14 protein-coding genes and 1 tRNA gene are annotated in these 17,508 nt (G+C 64.3%); 4 read left to right on the top strand and 11 right to left on the bottom strand.

Annotation, left to right across the window (positions count from 1 at the left end; translation table 11 throughout):
• Window positions 1-232: 232 nt before the first annotated feature.
• The 6 genes from mraY to mraZ form a co-directional block, all read right to left on the bottom strand.
• Complete coding sequence (gene mraY, locus VM054_09000) at window positions 233-1,342, bottom strand: phospho-N-acetylmuramoyl-pentapeptide-transferase (GenBank protein HUT99199.1); 1,110 nt, start codon at window positions 1,340-1,342, stop codon at window positions 233-235.
• Between the two features lie 80 nt (window positions 1,343-1,422).
• Entirely contained in the window at window positions 1,423-2,925 is a 1,503-nt protein-coding gene (gene murF, locus VM054_08995; GenBank protein HUT99198.1) for a UDP-N-acetylmuramoyl-tripeptide--D-alanyl-D-alanine ligase, read from the bottom strand.
• Window positions 2,926-2,975: 50 nt separating this feature from the next.
• Window positions 2,976-4,940 carry a penicillin-binding protein 2 gene (locus VM054_08990; GenBank protein HUT99197.1) on the bottom strand — a complete coding sequence of 655 codons (1,965 nt, stop codon included), beginning with the start codon at window positions 4,938-4,940 and terminating at the stop codon, window positions 2,976-2,978.
• A gap of 15 nt (window positions 4,941-4,955) precedes the next feature.
• Window positions 4,956-5,225: a hypothetical protein gene (locus tag VM054_08985; protein ID HUT99196.1), complete on the bottom strand. Its 270-nt coding sequence runs from the start codon at window positions 5,223-5,225 to the stop codon at window positions 4,956-4,958.
• A 4-nt stretch (window positions 5,226-5,229) separates the two neighbouring features.
• Entirely contained in the window at window positions 5,230-6,174 is a 945-nt protein-coding gene (gene rsmH / locus VM054_08980) for a 16S rRNA (cytosine(1402)-N(4))-methyltransferase RsmH (GenBank protein ID HUT99195.1), read from the bottom strand.
• Between the two features lie 6 nt (window positions 6,175-6,180).
• Window positions 6,181-6,609 (bottom strand): division/cell wall cluster transcriptional repressor MraZ, encoded by a 429-nt coding sequence (mraZ, locus tag VM054_08975; GenBank protein HUT99194.1) that lies wholly within the window; start codon window positions 6,607-6,609, stop codon window positions 6,181-6,183.
• Between the two features lie 492 nt (window positions 6,610-7,101).
• Here mraZ and VM054_08970 point away from each other — a divergent pair, with 492 nt between their 5' ends.
• The 4 genes from VM054_08970 (at window position 7,102) to VM054_08955 (ending at window position 11,385) form a co-directional block, all read left to right on the top strand.
• The gene (locus VM054_08970) at window positions 7,102-9,255 is read left to right on the top strand and encodes a 30S ribosomal protein S1 (GenBank protein ID HUT99193.1); all 2,154 of its coding nucleotides are present in this window, start codon (window positions 7,102-7,104) and stop codon (window positions 9,253-9,255) included.
• Window positions 9,256-9,445: 190 nt separating this feature from the next.
• Entirely contained in the window at window positions 9,446-9,904 is a 459-nt protein-coding gene (locus VM054_08965; GenBank protein HUT99192.1) for a hypothetical protein, read from the top strand.
• 214 nt (window positions 9,905-10,118) lie between these two features.
• Window positions 10,119-10,442, top strand: a complete 324-nt coding sequence (locus VM054_08960; protein HUT99191.1) for a hypothetical protein — start codon at window positions 10,119-10,121, stop codon at window positions 10,440-10,442.
• 340 nt (window positions 10,443-10,782) lie between these two features.
• Entirely contained in the window at window positions 10,783-11,385 is a 603-nt protein-coding gene (locus tag VM054_08955) for a hypothetical protein (GenBank protein ID HUT99190.1), read from the top strand.
• A gap of 144 nt (window positions 11,386-11,529) precedes the next feature.
• Here the strand turns inward: VM054_08955 and VM054_08950 are convergent, their stop codons facing one another.
• The 5 genes from VM054_08950 to VM054_08930 form a co-directional block, all read right to left on the bottom strand.
• Entirely contained in the window at window positions 11,530-12,684 is a 1,155-nt protein-coding gene (locus VM054_08950) for an acyl-CoA dehydrogenase family protein (protein HUT99189.1), read from the bottom strand.
• A gap of 136 nt (window positions 12,685-12,820) precedes the next feature.
• A complete protein-coding gene (locus VM054_08945; protein ID HUT99188.1) occupies window positions 12,821-14,332 on the bottom strand; it encodes an NAD(P)/FAD-dependent oxidoreductase in 1,512 nt (503 codons plus the stop codon).
• A 220-nt stretch (window positions 14,333-14,552) separates the two neighbouring features.
• Complete coding sequence (rlmN, locus tag VM054_08940; protein ID HUT99187.1) at window positions 14,553-15,581, bottom strand: 23S rRNA (adenine(2503)-C(2))-methyltransferase RlmN; 1,029 nt, start codon at window positions 15,579-15,581, stop codon at window positions 14,553-14,555.
• A gap of 72 nt (window positions 15,582-15,653) precedes the next feature.
• The gene (locus tag VM054_08935) at window positions 15,654-16,985 is read right to left on the bottom strand and encodes a DUF1015 domain-containing protein (protein HUT99186.1); all 1,332 of its coding nucleotides are present in this window, start codon (window positions 16,983-16,985) and stop codon (window positions 15,654-15,656) included.
• 252 nt (window positions 16,986-17,237) lie between these two features.
• Window positions 17,238-17,314: transfer RNA gene (locus VM054_08930), tRNA-Val, on the bottom strand.
• Between the last annotated feature and the right edge of the window lie 194 nt (window positions 17,315-17,508).

The raw sequence follows: 17,508 nt of genomic DNA, 5'->3' as shown, positions 1-17,508 counted from the left end.
GATTGGACACAAGTCCGGGGGTCTCACGGGCGATCGTCGGCCGGTGGCAAGTGCAGGACGTGCTCAGCTACCTCCGCCCGGGTTGACGACCGCAGGGGCAGCGGTGAGTCCATCAGGAAGGTCAGCTGATACTCATCGTCCTGCAGGAGCTGGTTATCCTTGGGGGGGTTCATAGGGACCTCGCTTATGCCGGAACTTTCGTCTCTGGAGGGGGCCGGCCCCCTTTACCTTTTTAACGCAGTTTGAGGGTCGAAATCGCCAAGAGAGCGAACAGGGCGGCGATTATCCAGAACCGGATGATGACCTTCGACTCCGACCACCCCTTCAACTCGAAGTGGTGGTGGAGAGGAGCCATCCTGAACAGGCGCTTCCCCTCGCCGCCGGGCCCTTTGCCCTTGGTGAGCTTGAAGTACCCGATCTGGAGCATCACCGACAGGCCTTCGATAACGAAGACGCCGCCCACGATCAACAGGAGCAGCTCCTGCTTGCAGAAGATGGCCACGGTGCCGATGGCCCCACCCAGGGCCAGCGAGCCGGTGTCCCCCATGAAGACATCCGCGGGGTGGGAGTTGAACCACAGAAAGCCCAGGGCCGCCCCCACCAGGGAGGTCATGAAGATGGTCAACTCGCCGATGTCGGCCAGATGGGTCACGTCGAGGTACTTGGCGAACACGGCGTGTCCGGCGACGTAAACGAAAACCACGTAGGCCAGGCCGGCGAAGAGCGTCGTGCCGATAGCCAGGCCGTCGAGCCCGTCGGTGAGGTTGACCGTGTTGGAGGTCCCCACGATGACCAGGGCCACGAAGGGAATGTACCCCCAGCCCAGGTCTATCTGGACGTCCTTGAAGAAGGGGATGGTCAGGATCGTCGAGTGCGCCGGGTCCAGCGGCCAGAAGTAGAGGATGCACCCCACCGCCAGGCCGAGAACCGCCTGGCCGATGAGCTTGTACCTCGCGATGAGCCCCAGGGGGCGCTTCTTGATGTTCTTCAGGTAGTCGTCGGCGAACCCCAGGGCGCCCAGCCCCAGCGTGACCGCCAGGACCATGAGCACGTACCGGTTGGTCAGATCGGCGAAGAGGAGGGTCGGCACGGCGATGGCGAGGAGGATGATCAGGCCGCCCATGGTGGGTGTGGTCTGTTTGGCCTTGTGCGACTCGGGGCCGTCGTCCCGCGTGACCTCGATCAGGTGAAGCCTGGCGAGCTTGTTGATGATCGGCCTGCCGAAGATGAATACCACCAGGATGGCGACGATGGAGGCCGCCGCCGCCCGGAAGGTGATGTAATTGAATAGGCGGAGGAAGCCTATCTCGTCGGCCAGGGGTGTCAGAAGATGGTAGAGCACCGGTTTACTCCTCGGCCGGAAACGAAGCGAAGCTAGTTATGCCCCGGCGAACCGAGCGAAGCGAGCTACGCCCCGGCGAATCAATTCGGTTCGATGTACCCCTCGAGCGCGTCGTCCTCGAGCAGGAAATCCAGACGCAGAGCCCGGCTGGCCTTGACGAGGAGCACGTCGCCGGGCCGGAGCACGCGCTTTAAAATCCTTCCAGCCTCATGGCGGTCGGCCGCCGTGTATATTTCCCCGAGACCATTCTCCCGTGCGCCGCGGGCGATGTCCTCCGCGAACGCCCCCACGGCCACGAGCACGGCGATTCCGCGCTTGGCCGCCTCGGCCCCGACGCTTTCATGCAGCCGGGGCGCCGTCGGGCCGAGCTCCAGCATGTCGCCCAGTACCGCCACCCGGCGACCTGGGAGGCCGGCCAGGGTTTCCAGGGCGGCGCTCATGGACAGCGGGTTGGCGTTGTAGGTATCGGCGAGGATGGTCAGCCCGCCCCCGCCACCGGTGGGTCGAAGACCCCGGCGGTACACCTCTCCCCGCAGGGGGGTTATCCGCGCCCCGGCGAGCTTTTCGGCGATGAGCCCCGGCGGCACGCCCAGGACGAGGGCCGCGGCCGCCGCACGCAGCGCGGAGAGCACGTGGTGGCTGCCCGGGGTGGGCAGCTCGATTTCGAACCGCGCGGGTGGGACTAAGATTCCCTTTGGCGGGTTCCAAACCACCTCGAACCGGCTCCCTTCGGCGCGCCGCTCATCGAGCCGCGTAGGTCGCACCTCGGCCCGGCAGTTGCCGGCGACCAGGCCGAAGGTGACCACGGGGCAGGGGGTGCGTTCCGCCAGCAGCGGGAAGTGCTCGCACTCCAGGGGAAGGACGGCCGCGCCGTCGGGCGGTAGTTGCAGCAGCAACTCGGCCTTGGCCAGGGCTATGGCCCGCACGTCGGAGAAGAACTCCAGGTGGGCCGGGCCGACGGCGGTTACGACGCCGATTCTCGGCCGGGCGACCTCCGCCAGCGAGGCGATTTCACCAGCCCACTGCATCCCCATCTCCAGCACCGCCAGGGCCGTGTCCCCGCGCAGGCGGGCGAGGGTGAGCGGGACGCCGTATACCGTGTTCATGTTCCCCTGGCTCACGATGGTCGGCGCGAAGGCGTCCAGGACCGCGCCCAGGTAGTCCTTCGTCGTAGTCTTCCCCACGGAGCCGGTGATGCCGACGACGGTGAGCTCGGGGAAGCGCCGCCGGAATCCGTCGGCGATGGAAAGAAGCGCCCGGGGTACGCTCTCGACCACCAGTTGGGTCAGCGTCAGGTCCGGGTCGGGCCTTTCCACCAGGGCGGCCAGGGCTTTACCGGCGACGTCGGAGAGGAACTGGTGGCCGTCCGCGCGCTCGCCGGGCAGGGCGACGAAGAGGTCGCCGGCGGCGAGGGCCCGGGAGTCTATGGCCAGCCCCCGCACCGGCTCGTCGAGGACCCCCGCCACCGGTGGGTCGAAGACCCCCCGGGGTCCCAAAAGTCGGGCGTCCGCCCATTCGAGCAGTCGGCCCAGGGGGAGAGGCTCCCCCACGTCGGCTCTGAGCTGTCCGTAATCCTCGCGCACCTTCTCTCCCCTGACCGGTGTGAGCATTAGAAGGTCCTGGAGAGCGGTCGTCACCTCGAGCCCGCCAGCTGGACCGACAGGGCGTCCCCGCCGGTGGATACCGCGACCACCCGACCGCTTCCGTGCATTTCCACGGGCACCCCCCTGGCGGCCAGTACCGCGGCGGCCTTCCGGGCGTTCAACCCCAACAGGTTCAACGGGCTCCCGGCGGCCGACGGCGTGGAACACGGCACCTCGGGTGAGTCGGCCCGCACCAGACGGGCCGTCGCCCCCCCGGGTGCCGACACCCCCTCGAGGGCCAGCACCTGTCTGACGATTCTGGCGAAGGCCGGCCCGCAGACCGGTCCGCCACCATAGATGGGCCTGGGTTCGTCTACGATTATCAACAAGACCAGCGCGGGGTCCTGTGCCGGGGCGAAGCCGATGAAGCTGGCGATGTAGTGCTTGCCCTCCAGATAGCCCCCCTCGCCGACCTTCTGGGCGGTGCCCGTCTTGCCCCCGATGGTGTAGCCCGATCCCCGGGCGTCCTTGCCCAACCCGCGCTCCACCGCTCCGATGAGAATCTCGCGGAGGGCGGCGGCGGTTTCGGGGCTGATGACCCGCCTGGGGCGCGGTTTTCGCGAATTCTCGCGGGACACGATGCTCGGCTGGACCAGCCACCCCCCGTTGGCGATGACCGCGTAGGCCCGGACGAGCTGAATCGCCGTCACGGCCACCCCCTGGCCGAAGCTGGCGCAGGCCGTGTCCAGGGGGTACCACTCCGAGGCCGGTCGGAGGATCCCCCGGACCTCTCCGGGTATCTCCAAGCCGGTCAACGCGCCGAAACCGAATTTTCCCAGGTAATCGCGCAGCTTATCCCGCCCGACCTTCAGGCCGATCTGGAGGATGCCCACGTTGGAGGACCGTTCGATGATCTGGGTCGCGGTCAGGCGGGGGTCGTGGGGCAGACTGTCCCTGATCCGCCGACCGGTCACGTAGGTTTCCCCGGGGGTGTCGAAGACGGTCTGGGGTGTAACGAGCCCCTCCTCCAGGGCGGCGGCCAGGGTGAAAACCTTGAACGTGCTACCCGGCTCGTACACGTCGGTCACGATACGGTTGCGCCGGACCCAGGACGGGTACTCGCCGAAGCGGTTCGGGTCGAAGAACGGGTAGTTGGAAAGGGCCAGCACATCGCCGGTGTCGGGGTCCAGCATCACGGCCATGCCTCCCCGACCGTTCGAACGCTCAACGGCGTAGGCCAGCTCGCGGTCTACGATGTGCTGGAATCGGGAGTCTATGGTCAGGCGCAGGTCGTTGCCGCGCTGCGGCGGCTGCAGGGTTTTGCCAGGGGCATAGCTCGCTTCGCTCGGTTCGCCGGAGGCGTAGCTCGCTGCGCTCGGTTCGTCCAGGGGGTACAGCGGGCGTCCGAGGGCGTCCCGGACCTTGAGCGTCCACCCCGGTTCCCCCGAGAGGAGGTCGTCGTAGGCGAGCTCCATCCCCTCCAATCCCTGGTGGTCAATCCCCACGAAGCCCAGCACGTGAGCCGCGGTGCGCCCGAGCGGGTAGAGCCGTGAGGGCTCCTGCCTCACGTACACCCCGGGGAGGGACGCCTGGCGCAGTCTGTCGGCGGTTTCGGCGTCGAGGTGCCGGGAGAGCCATACGAAGTAGGAGTCCCGTTCGAGCAACCGGCGCGTGTCCTCCGCGGAGAGCCCCAAAATCCCCGCCAGCTCCTCGGCCACGCGCCCCTTCTCCTCGGGCTCGATTTCGTTGGGGGCGGCGAAGGCGGTGGGCGATTCCCGGTCCAGGGCCAGCGGGATGCCGTTCCGGTCGTAGATGGTTCCCCGGAGCCCCACCAGGGGAACCCGCGTCACCTGCTGACCGCGGGCCTGCTGGGCGAGCTCGGCGCCGCGGACGAGCTGGAGCTGAACCAGGCGCCCGCTGATGACGACCAGCGCCACACCCATCAGAATGAAAACGATGCGGAGCCGCCTGCGTGCGGGTCCGTCGGTCTGGTTGGCTGGGCGGAATTGGTTCATCGTCGTAGGCTAAGCCTAGTACACGGTTACGGTTTCGAGCTCGGCGGGAACGTCGAGCTCCAGTCTTTCGGCGGCCAGGGATTGCAGGTTCTCGGGCGCGGTGGAGAGCATCCAGTCCTCCTGGAACTGGCGGGCGGTCTCCTCCTGGGCGACCGCCTGCCCGCGCAGATCGTCCACCTCTATCCTCAAGATGTAGAGGTGGTTGTTCAGGAATAGAAAGAGCCCTCCCAGGACGCCGGCGACCAGGATGACCACGAACCAGAACCTCAGTCGCTCGTTCTTCATTTTTTTACCGGGGACGTGATTTAAGAATCTCCGCCGCCCGGAGCTTGGCGGAGCGGGCTCGGAGGTTGAGCTTGACCTCGTCTATCGAGGGCTGGAGCGGTTTTTTGGTGATGACGGCGAGGGCGTTCATCGGGTCGCACCGGCAGACCGGGGTCCCCGGGGGGCAGACGCACCGGCCGCTCATCCGCCGGAAGAACAGCTTCACGATTCGGTCCTCGCCGGAGTGGTAGGAGATTGCGACGAGCCTGCCGCCCGGCTTTAAAAGAGAAACGGCCGCCTCCATCCCCCGCTCCAGCTCTTCGGGCTCGCCGTTCACCGCCATGCGGAGGGCCTGGAAGGTGCGCGTGGCCGGGTCTATGCCGCCCGAGGGCCCCACGGCGCGGCGTACGACCTCGGCCAGCTCCAGTGTGGTATTTAACGGCCGGGCCTCCACTATGGCGCGGGCCGCCCGGCGCGCCCTCCGCTCGTCGCCGTAGCGGTGGATTATCCCGGCCAGCTCCTCCTCGGGGAGGTTTACCAGGTCCGACGCCCGGAGCCCCTGGGTCCGGTCCATCCGCATGTCCAGGGGTCCGTCCACATTAAAGCTGAACCCCCGCTCCGGGTCGGATAGCTGCTCCGTGGACAGCCCGAGATCGAATAGAACCCCGGCGAAGCCGCCGGGTAGTTGGTGCAGGCGGCTGAAGGGGAGGAGCTCGAGGTCGAGCCGATTTTCGAAGTGGGGGAGGAGCTCGTTTTTCACCCGGGCCAGGGCGTCGGGGTCGCGGTCGCAGCCCAGGACGGTCGCCCCTGGGTGGGAGTCCAGAATCGCCCCGGTGTGCCCCCCGCGGCCGAGTGTGGCGTCGAGGTAGCGCCCCTCCGGGTCGTTGACCAGGAGCGCGAGAACCTCGGCCACCATCACCGGGGTGTGGCGTTGGGGTTTTGTCTCGGGGCTGAGGGTTGTTGACGACACCAGTCCCTAAAACTCCAAATCGGCCAGTTTCTCCGCGGCCTCCTCGTAGTCGGCGGTTGCGGTGTAATCCTGCCAGCTATTCTTGTCCCAAATCTCGATCCGGCGGCCCACGCCGATGACGACGGCCTCGCGTTCCAGTGACGCCCACTGGCGGAGGTGCACCGGGATGTTCACCCGGCCCTGTCGGTCCAGGATAACCTCGACCGCGCCGGCGAAGAGGATGCGGGCGAAGCGGCGTGCGGCCGACCGGTTCGCGGCCAGGGACTGTATCCGAGCCGAGACCTCGCCCCACTCGCTCTTGGGATAGAGGAAAAGGCAGTGGTCGAGCCCCTGGGCCAGGACCCAATCCTCCTCCTCGCCGCCGGAGCGCAGCTTGGCCGGAATCGCCAGGCGGCCCTTGTCGTCCAGGTTGTAGGAGTATCGGCCGAGGTACATGGCAAACCGCCGAGAGGGGAGGTTCAGTTAATACTTTGGGGGATTCGATGGAAATCGGTTCAGGGATTATCCACCCATTATTCCCCACTTATCCCCACAGTCGAATGGTAGTGGGTTGTAAAATTTATGTCAATAAAAAAATGCAATTTCTTTAAAAAAAAATAATTGCGGGACATTTGCCCCCGCACCGCCGGTGAATGACACCCCTGTACTCGTGGGATGAATTGCGCGCTCAATCCATTGATAACACGCGATTAATCGGTAAATGTCTTTAGTGGGGAATCTCTCAACCCCCGGTGGACGCCTTCCCTCCCTTTTTTTTCCTTTAATTCGACCCCCTCTTTATGCTAAGGTCCAACCTCTACATCGGCGAGACGCCGGTGGTTTTGGTTCACCAGGCCCCCCGGGCCGCGACCCATCGGGAATTTTCACGTTCCCGGTGCAGTTGGTGCATCACGCCGCACGGCGAGTTGCGCCGCCAAGAGGAAGTGGATGTTGACACCCAAAGACGAAAACCTTCAACCCGAGGAGTCTCCAGCGGATAATGCGCCCGAAGAAAATTCCGAGGAGACCCCCCGCGAGGAGCAGCCGGAGGACGGCCCTGAGTCCGCTCCGGATGCCGAAGAGACGCCGGAACCTGTACCCGAACAGACCCGCCCCAAGGGAGCTTCGCGCCGGAAAGTAAAAACGACCCCCCCTCCGTCCGCCGAGGACGAGCCCGCACCCGAGGGTGAGCTTTCGGACGACGCCACCATGGACGAGCTCATGGCGGCCTACGAGGACACCCTGGCCGACCTGAAGGAAGGCGATGTGGTCCGCGGGGTGGTCGTCAGCATCTCCGGCGACGAAATTCTGGTGGATGTGGGCTACAAGTCCGAGGGCCCCATAGACCGGAAGGAGTTCGGTCCCGACGCCCAGATTGAAGTCGGCGATGAGGTGGACGTCTATCTGGAGAAAAAAGAGGACCAGGACGGCATCATCGTCCTGTCGAAGGAGAAGGCGGACTTCGCCCGGACCTGGGAAAAAATCCGGACCGCCTTCGAGGACGAAGAGGTTATCGAGGGCAAGGTGGTGGCCCGGATCAAGGGCGGCCTGGAGGTGGACATCGGCGCCCGGGGATTCCTGCCCGCGAGCCAGGTGGCCCTGAGACCGGTGCGCGACCTCGAATCCCTCGTCGGCAAGCAGCTCGAGATGAGGATTTTGAAAATCAACCGTCGGCGACGCAACATCGTCCTCTCCCGGAAGGTGGTGCTCCAGGAGCGCCGCGAGAAGCTGAAAGAGGAGCTCGTCTCCGAGCTGGAGGAGGGTCAGATCCGCGAGGGCGAGGTCAAGAACATCACCGATTTCGGTGCCTTCATAGACCTCGGTGGGATTGACGGACTCTTGCACATCACCGACATGAGCTGGGGCCGGATCAGCCACCCCGGAGAGATGCTCCAGATCGGGGACAAGGTCAAGATCCTGGTCCTGAACTTCGACCGCGAGCGCGAGCGGGTGTCCCTCGGCCTCAAGCAGCTCACCCCCCACCCCTGGAAGGATGCGGCCCAGAAGTACTCCGAGGGGACCATCATCCGGGGGAAGGTCGTCAACATGACGGACTACGGCGCCTTCATCGAAATCGAGGACGGCATCGAGGGCCTGATTCACATCTCCGAGATGAGCTGGACCCAGCGCATCCGCCACCCGTCCCAGATGCTCACCATCGGCGAGCTGGTCAACGCCAAGGTGCTGAACCTGGACACCGAGAAGCAGCGCATCAGCCTCGGCCTGAAACAGACCGAGGAGGACCCCTGGGAGACCATCGCCGAGCACTTCCCCCGCGGCACCCGCCTGGTGGGCCGCGTGCGCAACATCACCGACTTCGGGGCCTTCGTCGAGGTGGACGAGGGCATAGACGGCCTGGTCCACATCAGCGACATGAGCTGGGTCCGCCGGGTGCGGCACCCCTCGGAGATCGTCGGGAAGGGCGACGAGATCGAGGTCGTAGTCCTCAACGTGGACACCGAGAACCGGCGCATCTCCCTGGGGATGAAACAGCTCACCGAGGACCCCTGGGAGCACATCGAGGACTACATCTTCGAGGGCGCCTACGTGGAGGGGGCCGTCGTCCGCATGGCCCGCTTCGGCGCCATCATCGAGCTCTCCAACGGCATCGAGGCCCTGCTGCACATCTCCGAGATCGTGGACGCCCACGTGCCAAACGTGGAGGACATCCTGGACGTCGGCGAGCACCTGACCTGCAAGGTGATCAACATCAACCGGGAGGAGCGCAAGGTCAACCTGTCCCTCAAGGCCTACAACGCCGACATGGGCATCGGCCCCGAGGACGACCCGGTGATGCAGCGGTTGATCAAGCACCAGGAGGCCGGCTCCCTTTCTGAACGGGAGCCCGAGCCCACCCCGGACGACGAGGACTTCGAGCCGACCGTCGCCGGTGAAAAACCGGTCCCCGCCGAGGCACAGCCCGAAGAGGTTACGGAAAAGGAGCCCGAAGAAGAGGTCGCCGAACCGGTGGATGAGCCCCCCGTCGAGCCCGCCGCCGAGGAAGGGGAGCCCGAGGCTCAGGACGGGTCGGCCGCGTCGGCTGTCGCGGATGAAGACGACGGAGCCGTCGAGGGTGAGGAGCTTCCCGAGGAAGAGGTATAGTTCAATCCTCACTCCCCCCCCCCGGTGACACGCCGGGAATGCCGTTGGTCAGTGACTCGTATCTTCTTGAAAAAGCGCAGGATAACCTTAAAGGTGTCGTTTTTTCTTGCAGAACGTAACCCGCTAGGGTAGAATCATATCGAACCATGTTTACCAAGCCGGCACAGCCGGCCCAACCTGGAGGGTGTGCATGAGGAAATTCCTACTCCTCACCTTTGTCGTCGCCGTCGGTCTTTTCTTTACCGGCTGCGGCAAGGAGCTCAACGACGAGAACTTCGCAGCGTTCTGGCTCGATGCCTTCAAGGTCGAGAACGAGGCGGATGCCCAGAAGCTGGCCGATGACTACGGCTGGACCGATGAGGACATGGACAAGTACTTCGAAGAGCTGAAGGCCGACGAGGCGCGTGCGGACAAGCTCATCGCCTCCATCTCCGAGAAGAATGAGGACGCCGGCTTCGCCCTGGAGCTGACCCTCTTCCCCGACCGGGCCTTCGGCAGCCTCATGGAAGGTCTCGGGGACCTCGGGGATCTCGGTACGGAACTTGAAGGACTGGGCACGGAACTCGAGGGCGCCATGGGTGAAGTTGGAGAGGCCCTGGAGGACGTAGGTAAGGAAGTCGAGACCGAAACGGCCCCGGCTACCGAGTAGTAACACTCCACGGATTGCGTTCCTGTTCCAGCTAAACGATCAGGAGGGAGATGCAACGTAACATTGCGTCTCCCTTCACTCTTTTCCGCGAGGATGAAAAACGGCCTTGTGTTTTAAACCCGGGACCGATATAATCCTCAACACTATAGAAAGAAACGTAGTCACCATCCGAAGGACCTGAATCCCCAAACAGTCCAAACCTGGAGGATACTTAATGCGCAAGCTCCTCACGGCTCTCTTTATCACCGCGGTCGTCCTGACCTTCGTCGGCTGCGGCGGGGCGAAGATCGACGATGCAAAGTTCGTCGATGTCTGGCTCAAGACGTACGACAAGATAGACGACGAGGCGGCTTACACCGCGGCGCTCAAGGAGTACGACCTCACCCCCGACGATATCAACGCCTTCATCAAAGACATGCTCGGGGATGAGGATCGGTCTCAGAAGATATCCGAAGAAATCACCACGAAGGATCTCGGCGCCGGACTGGTCCTCGCCGGTAAGGTGCTCGAAATCGGTCTGGCAGATATCGAATTCTAACCGACCGCGTGGAGAGAACCGAAGGGCGGCCTTATGCGGCCGCCTTTTTTATCCCCTTCACCCACTGATGGGTTGTGTGGGTTACATCGTCCCCCCTCTCCCTCTCAGGGAGATGGCTGGGGTGAGGGTGAAAATGAGGGCGGGCACAGAGGCCCGACCCTACGTCATCGCAATCAGCGGGTAGCTGCGGCCGAAGGTAAACCATCCTCAGGCCGTCGCGGCGCCCGGTGGCAGGCGGTTGACAACCGCAGGGTTCGGGGTGTAACCTCCTTCGTTGAAGCTTGCGATTCCATCCTCACTTAATAAAGACGGATCCACCCAACATGTTCGGAGGTTCCCGATGCGCAACGTACTCTTGATTGCGGCTTTGACCGCCTTTCTCGTCGGTTTCACCGGCTGCGGCAAGGAGCTCAACGACGAGAACTTCGCCGACTTCTGGGTCGAGTACTCGGCCGCCGCGGACGACACGGCCCAGGAGAAGGTCATGGACTCCTACGGCTGGAAAGAGGACGATCTGGACGCCTACGTCAAGGAGCTCACCGCGGACGAGGAGCGGGTGCAAAAACTCTACGATGCCCTGAAGGCCAAGGACGAGAACGCCGCGCTGGCATTCACCTTCCTCATCGTGCCCGGCGAGGTCTTGGACGGCGCGATCCCTGGTGATCTGGGTGCGATTCCCTACGTCGAGGGCGGGACCACGGCCATGACCGACGCGCTCCTGGCCGAGCTCTTCGTGAAAATCTACCCCGAGGAGCCCAACTCGCCTGCGGCTCTGGCGGTTTATCCCGAGTACGGGGTGACCGGGGAGCAGGTCGAGGGGTACTTCGATACCGTGGCGGATGACCCCGCCCACGCCGCCGCGGTGAGCGTCCTCGTTCACGGGCTGGACCCGGAGAAGGGCGCCGAATTCGACAGGATCACGGGGTTGACCGAGCCGGAGTAAATCTCCGGGAAGCGTTCCCAGTGAGTTGAAAAGAAGGGCCGTCGCGGTGACGGCCCTCTTTCTATTAGGGTAAGGCAAGGGGCCTAAGCCCCTTGTCTCCTCCATGCGGAACTGCCGGTGGTTCGAGGCGACCCGACGTCCGGGTTACCTGGAGCCGAACTCCTTGATCAGATGAATGGCCACGATCCAGCGTTGAATCTGGTTCGTCCCCTCGTAGATCTGACAGATCCGCTGGTCGCGGTAGTAGCGCTCGACGTCGTTCTCCCGCATGTACCCGGCGCCGCCTAAAATTTGAATCGCCCGGTGGCAGACCATCTCGGCCGCCTCGGTGGCGAACATCTTGGCCATGGACGACTCCTTGGTGTAGGGCAGCCCCCGGTCCTTGAAAGAGGCGGCGCGGTGAATCATGAGGCGGGCCGCCTCGATCTGCGTCCCCATCTCGGCCAGCATGAATTCGATGGACTGGAAGCCGATGATCGCCTGGCCGAACTGGACCCGCTTCTGGGCGTACCGGAGCGCCTTCTCGAAGGCCGCCTGGGCGCAGCCCAGCGCGATGGCCGCCACGCTGAACCGCCCGCCGTCGAAGGCCCGGAGCGCGATGCCCAGGCCGTGGTTCTCTTTCCCCACAAGATTCGCCACCGGTACGCGGCAGTCGGAGAACTCCAGCTCGGCGTTGTCGCTGCAACGCTGGCCCATGGGGTTCATGGTCTTGGAAACCGAAAATCCCGGCGTGGACGATGGCACCAGGATACAGGACAGGCCCTTCCTGCCGCGGCCGGGGTTGGTCAGCGCCACGACCAGGTGCAGGTTGGCGAACTTGCCGTTGGTGATGAAGCGCTTCTTGCCGTTGAGGACGTAGAAGTCGCCGTCGCGGACGGCCGTGGTCCGGACGTTGCCGGCGTCGGAGCCGGCGGATTCCTCGGTGAGTGCCAGGCTGGTGAGAATCTCCCCCGTGGCCATTTTCGGCAGAATCTTCTCCCTCTGCTCCGGGGTGCCGTACTCGTTGATGGTGAAGGCGCCGATGGAATTCTGCACGGCGAAGATGACCGCCACACCGGCCGCCGCCTTGGCCAACTCCTCCAGGGCCAGGCAGAAAGTAACCGAGTCCACGCCGGAGCCGCCGTACTCCTGGGGCAGCGTCAGACCGTACAGCCCGAGCTGCCGCATCTCGTCCACGATCTGGGACGGGTAAAGCCCCTCCTCGTCGAGCTGCCGCGCGATGGGCTCGATGCGCTCCTGGGCGAAGCGGCGGATGAGGTTGCGGTACTGGACCTGTTCGGCGGTGAGGGTGAAGTCCACTGAAATCCTCCGGCGGGTTGCTGTTCGTCAGATTAAATTATACCCATCCGACTCAGCTTGGACAAGTCGGCGTTTCGGGTCCGCGGGGACGGGCGCTACCCGTCATCAGCAGTAACGCATGGACGAGATGACTGCATCAAGCCTCCTCGGCGTGGAATTTCACGCCGTCCCGCTTGCACAGAATCATCGCCAGGTGCCGGCCGTCCGAGCCCGCCGGCGGCAGGCCGCCTCCCGGAGAAACCCACTGGCCTATCATGCGGAAGTTCTTCAGCCCCGGGACGGTCCGCTTCATCCTCAACCGCAGTGTCCCGGGGGTCATCATCCAGCCCTCCATCCCGCCTTGCCAGTTGGCGGTGTAGCGCTCGAAGGTCAGCGGCGTGGCCACGTCGGTCATCTCGACCTGGGAGCCGATGCCGGGGAAGCGCTCCTCGACGTGTTCTAAAACCTGTCGGGCGATTTCCTCCTTGGCCTCCAGGTACGCCTCCCGGTCGGCGGCCTTGGCCTTCCACCACTCGTAGTCCGAGCCGAACATCACCTTGACGACCGTCGAACCCGCGGGGGCGAGGGTGGGATCGAAGTTCTCGACGACGACGGTGAGATGCTCGAAGGTGCGGTCGGCCACCTCCAGCGGTCGGCTGGGGTGGAAGATGACGCCGCTGGTCAACGGCGGGAGCTCGTCGAACACCCGCTTGACGCCGAAGGCGACGAAGACCAGCGGGTCGAAGATAGGTATCTCCTCGAAGTAGCGCCTCTGCTCGTCGCTCACGTATTTCCCGCCCAGAAGTTTGAAGAAGGTCGAGTGCCCGTCGGCGGCGCTCACCACGTAGTCGGCCCGATGCTCGGTGCCGTCCTCCAGCCGCACCCCCACCGCGGTGTCGTCCTCGACGAGAATTTCCGCCACCCGGCTGTCGTAGGCTATCTCACCGCCCAGGTCCGTATATCGCTTCTCGATGGCCCGGGCGAACTCAAGCGAGCCGCCCACGGGATACCCCGTGTTGCGGGCGTGCATCCCCGCCAGGGTCATCGGCAGCGCGAGCGCCGTGATGGCTTTCGGGATAATCGCCGTTAACGACGCGCGGAGTTCGGGATTGGTGAATCTCTCGGCGTAGGATTGCTGGTCGAGCTTGAACAGGGGGCCGAGGGCCCGTAGCAGCGGCAGCATGCGGAAGAAGCCGCCGATTTTACTGAAAAAGCCCCGCAGCTCGGGCGGCACCAGAATGTCGTCATCCCTCTGCTCCAGGGCGGCCATCTTGCGGATAGTGGCGGCTAATTCATCAATGGCCTTGGAATCCTCGGGGGCGATTTCCTTCAGACCCGCCGCCAGCTCGTCGGGATTGACGCGGAAATGGATCGTCCGGCCGTCGGGCAGCTCGTAGCGGGCGAACTCGTCGTAGTAGACGATCTCGCGACCCTGGAGGGCCCCCAGCTCCCGCCAGATGCGGTGGAAGGGAGAGCTCGGCGCCGTGCCCACCAGCCAGTGGATGCAGCCGTCAACGGTGTACCCCTGGCGCTTCCAGGATGTGCACAGCCCTCCCGGCTTGTCGTGCAGCTCGATGATATGCGTCCCGTAGCCGTTCATCCGCAGGTAGCAGCCCGCCGACAGCCCGGCTATCCCCGCGCCGATGATGAGTACCCGTTTGGATTCCATGCCTGTAGTCCTTTTTCACTCGTGTTGAATAGTGAAGAGGCAGAAGTTTTCGGAAACCGAATGATGGGCGTCGGCGGCGCGGCCGCTCTTGTCCGCGGGGAGAGTTTGTTGAATTTCGGGCTTCACTCCCGCGAGCCCAAGTCTCCGTTTTTCAACATCAACTGCCCGCAGGCGGCGCGGCCGCTTTTCTCCGCGGGGAGAGTTTGTTGAATTTCGGGCTTCACCCCCGCGAGCCCAAGTCTCCGCTTTTCAACATCAACTGCCCGCACGCGGCGGCGATGTCGGTTCCCCTCGAATTGCGGACGCCCGCCGCGTAGGCCCCCCGTCGCGCCTCGGCGAGAAAATGTTCCACCGCTTCCGGGGTCGGCGGTTTGAAGGGAAGGTTTTCCACCGGGTTGTACGCGATCAGGTTCAGCTTGTGCGGTACTTGCGCGAGGAGCCGGACGAGCGCCCGGGCGTCCGCCGTCGAGTCGTTGTACCCGCCCACGAGGACGTACTCGAAGGTGACCCGTCGCCCGGTGCGGTCGTAGTACTCCCGGCAGGCCTTCAACAGCTCCACGAGCGGCCACTTCTTATTGAGCGGCATCAGCTCCGACCGCCGGGAGTCGTCGGGAGCGTTCAAGCTCACCGCCAGCTTCACCCGGTACGGTTCTCCGGCCAATCGTTTTATCCCCGGTACGACACCGGCGGTGGAGACGGTTATCCGCCGCGCCCCGAAGCCCATCGGCCCGGTCAGCAGACCCACCGCCCCCAGCGTCGCCTCGTAGTTCAGCAGCGGCTCGCCCATCCCCATGAAGACCACGTTGCGCAGCCTGGCGGATATTTTTTTCAACAGCAGGACCTGGGCGGCGATTTCGTGGGCCGCCAGGTCCCGCGTCTTCCCCAGCGTCCCCGTGGCGCAGAAGACGCAACCCAGGTCGCAGCCGGCCATCGTCGAAACGCAGGCCGCGTCGTAATCCCCCCCCGGCATGAGCACCGTCTCGACCCGCGCACCGTCTTCCAGCTCAAGCAGGAGCTTCACCGTGCCGTCGGCGCCCCGGGCCTCGTCCGCCACCTTGGGCAGGGTGATCGAGTAGACCCGGGCAAGCTTCTCCCGCAGCGCCCCGGGCAGATTGGTCATATCGCCAAAATCCTCCGTTCCCCTGGTCCAGAGCCAATCGTGAAGCTGCCGGGCGCGGTAGGCCGGCTCGCCCATTTCGCTGAGAATCCCGGTGAGCCCGGCGAGGTCGAAGGCGCGGAGGTTTTTCATTTCACGGACCATATCGCTTTAATACCAAAAGACGGGGCGACCGAGCCCCGCCTCACTCGTTCACACGCGGGGTTAGACGTCGAACCTGTTGATGGTCAGGCCGGTCAGCATCTTGGGGTAGAAGTCGGTGGATTTTTGGGGCATGCGCTCGCCGGCCCCGGCCACCTCGGCCACCTGCTCAGGCCGCGTCGGGTTCATCAAAAAGCACATCTGCATCTCGCCGGTGTGAACCCGCTTGATGGCGTTGCGCGCGTCCCTGGCGTAGACCACGTTGGTCTGCTTCGTCAGCGCCTCGGCGTCAATCCCCAGAATCTTGTCCAGCACCAGGCCGTGGAGCACCGCCACGTCCAGGCCCTTGTACCCCTTCGAGAACTTTTGGCCGAAGAACTCGTCCACCGCTTTATTCCGGGCCAGGGTCACCACGTAGCACTCCTCCTCGATCTCGCCCAGAATCAGGCCGAAGGCGGTCTTATGCTCCGAGTACTCATCGGCGAGGATGTCCAGCATCTCGTCCTCGCCGCCGCCGGTCATGGGGATGACACGAATCTCGAAGTCCTTCTCCAGCGCCGCGATGATTCGGGCCGGGTCGGCCTTTTCCGCCGGCAGGGAGTGGATGAGCCGGTGGGTGGCGAAGACGGTGAGCCCCTTGGAGAACATGTTCACGAAGGCCATCATCCCCTTGTCCACGGCGCCGAGACCCGAGCCAGCCTTCCCCTTGGCGGTCATCTCGTTCATGTAGTTCACCGCCGTCTCGTAGCGATGGTGCCCGTCGGCGATGAAGAGGTCCACCGGCTCCAGAATCGCCTGGAGCTCGGAGATGACGCCCTCGTCGGTGATGACCCACACGCGGTGAAGGGCGCCGAAATCGTCGGCGACCTCCAGCTCCGGCTTCCGCCCCCGCTTGGCCCCCTCGAGGAGCCGGTCCGAGGCCAGCTCCCGGTCGGGGTAGAGCATGAAGATGAGGCCGAAGCCGGCGCCGGTGGCGCGGGTCAGGTTCAGCCGGTCGGCCTTGGGGCCGGCCAGGGTCGTCTCGTGGGGCTTGACGTGCCCCTTGGAGAAGTCCTCGAGCTGGGCCGTGGCGATGAAGCCGCTCCGGACGCGGGTCTCGCCCCCGGGGCCTTCGTACTCGATGTCGTAGGCGTAGATTGCCGGTTTGTCGTCCCGCGCCAGCACGCCCTCGGCGATCATCTTCCGGAAAAGCTCCGCCGCCCTGGCGTAGGTGTTGGTGCCGTCGGCCGGGCCCTCGTCGCTCTTTATTATCCGGGCGATGTTCCACTCGCTGCGGGCGTAATACTCGGTCCGAAGATCGTCCTTGATTTTATCGTAGGGCTGCGTTACCAGTTTTTTCAGATCCCCAGCCTTCGCTGAGTACCGGTAGGCCCGGAAGGGGAATATCTTGGCCATGGACTCGTTCTCCTTCGCGTGATCGGTGGTTCAGCGCTTGGGAATCGAGGGCTATCTTATTGACCCCGCCGGGAGATGTCAACCGCCGTCCCGATGGTCCACCGGGCCCTTCGCCGCCTGAGAAAGCCGCGAAAAAGAGACAGCCCGGCGGACGGTCTCCTTCTCGTGGCGGGCGGTACAGGATTCGAAGGGGCTCATCCCCCTCTCGATAAAATAAAACGACGGTCGCGGTGACCGCCGTTTTTGGTTGTTTGGTGGGCGATACTGGATTCGAACCAGTGACTTCTGCTCTGTGAAAGCAGCGCTCTAACCAGCTGAGCCAATCGCCCTCAACCCCCCCATCCCCCCCATCTTGGGGGGGCACAGTCGCGGGGGGCATTCTTTTTGGGATACCTTTGTGTTCCTGGACCATCCTTAGTCTCATCTACAACGCTAGATAAAGGACTTACGGGGATGCTATCATGTCACATGAACTGGAGGCATGGTGGCAAACAAAGAGTCCGAGGATCGGCATGTCAAATGT

It is taken from the genome of bacterium, from assembly GCA_035528375.1.
Taxonomy (GTDB): Bacteria; RBG-13-66-14; RBG-13-66-14; order RBG-13-66-14; family RBG-13-66-14; genus RBG-13-66-14.
This window is presented reverse-complemented; position numbering and strand designations above follow the sequence as displayed.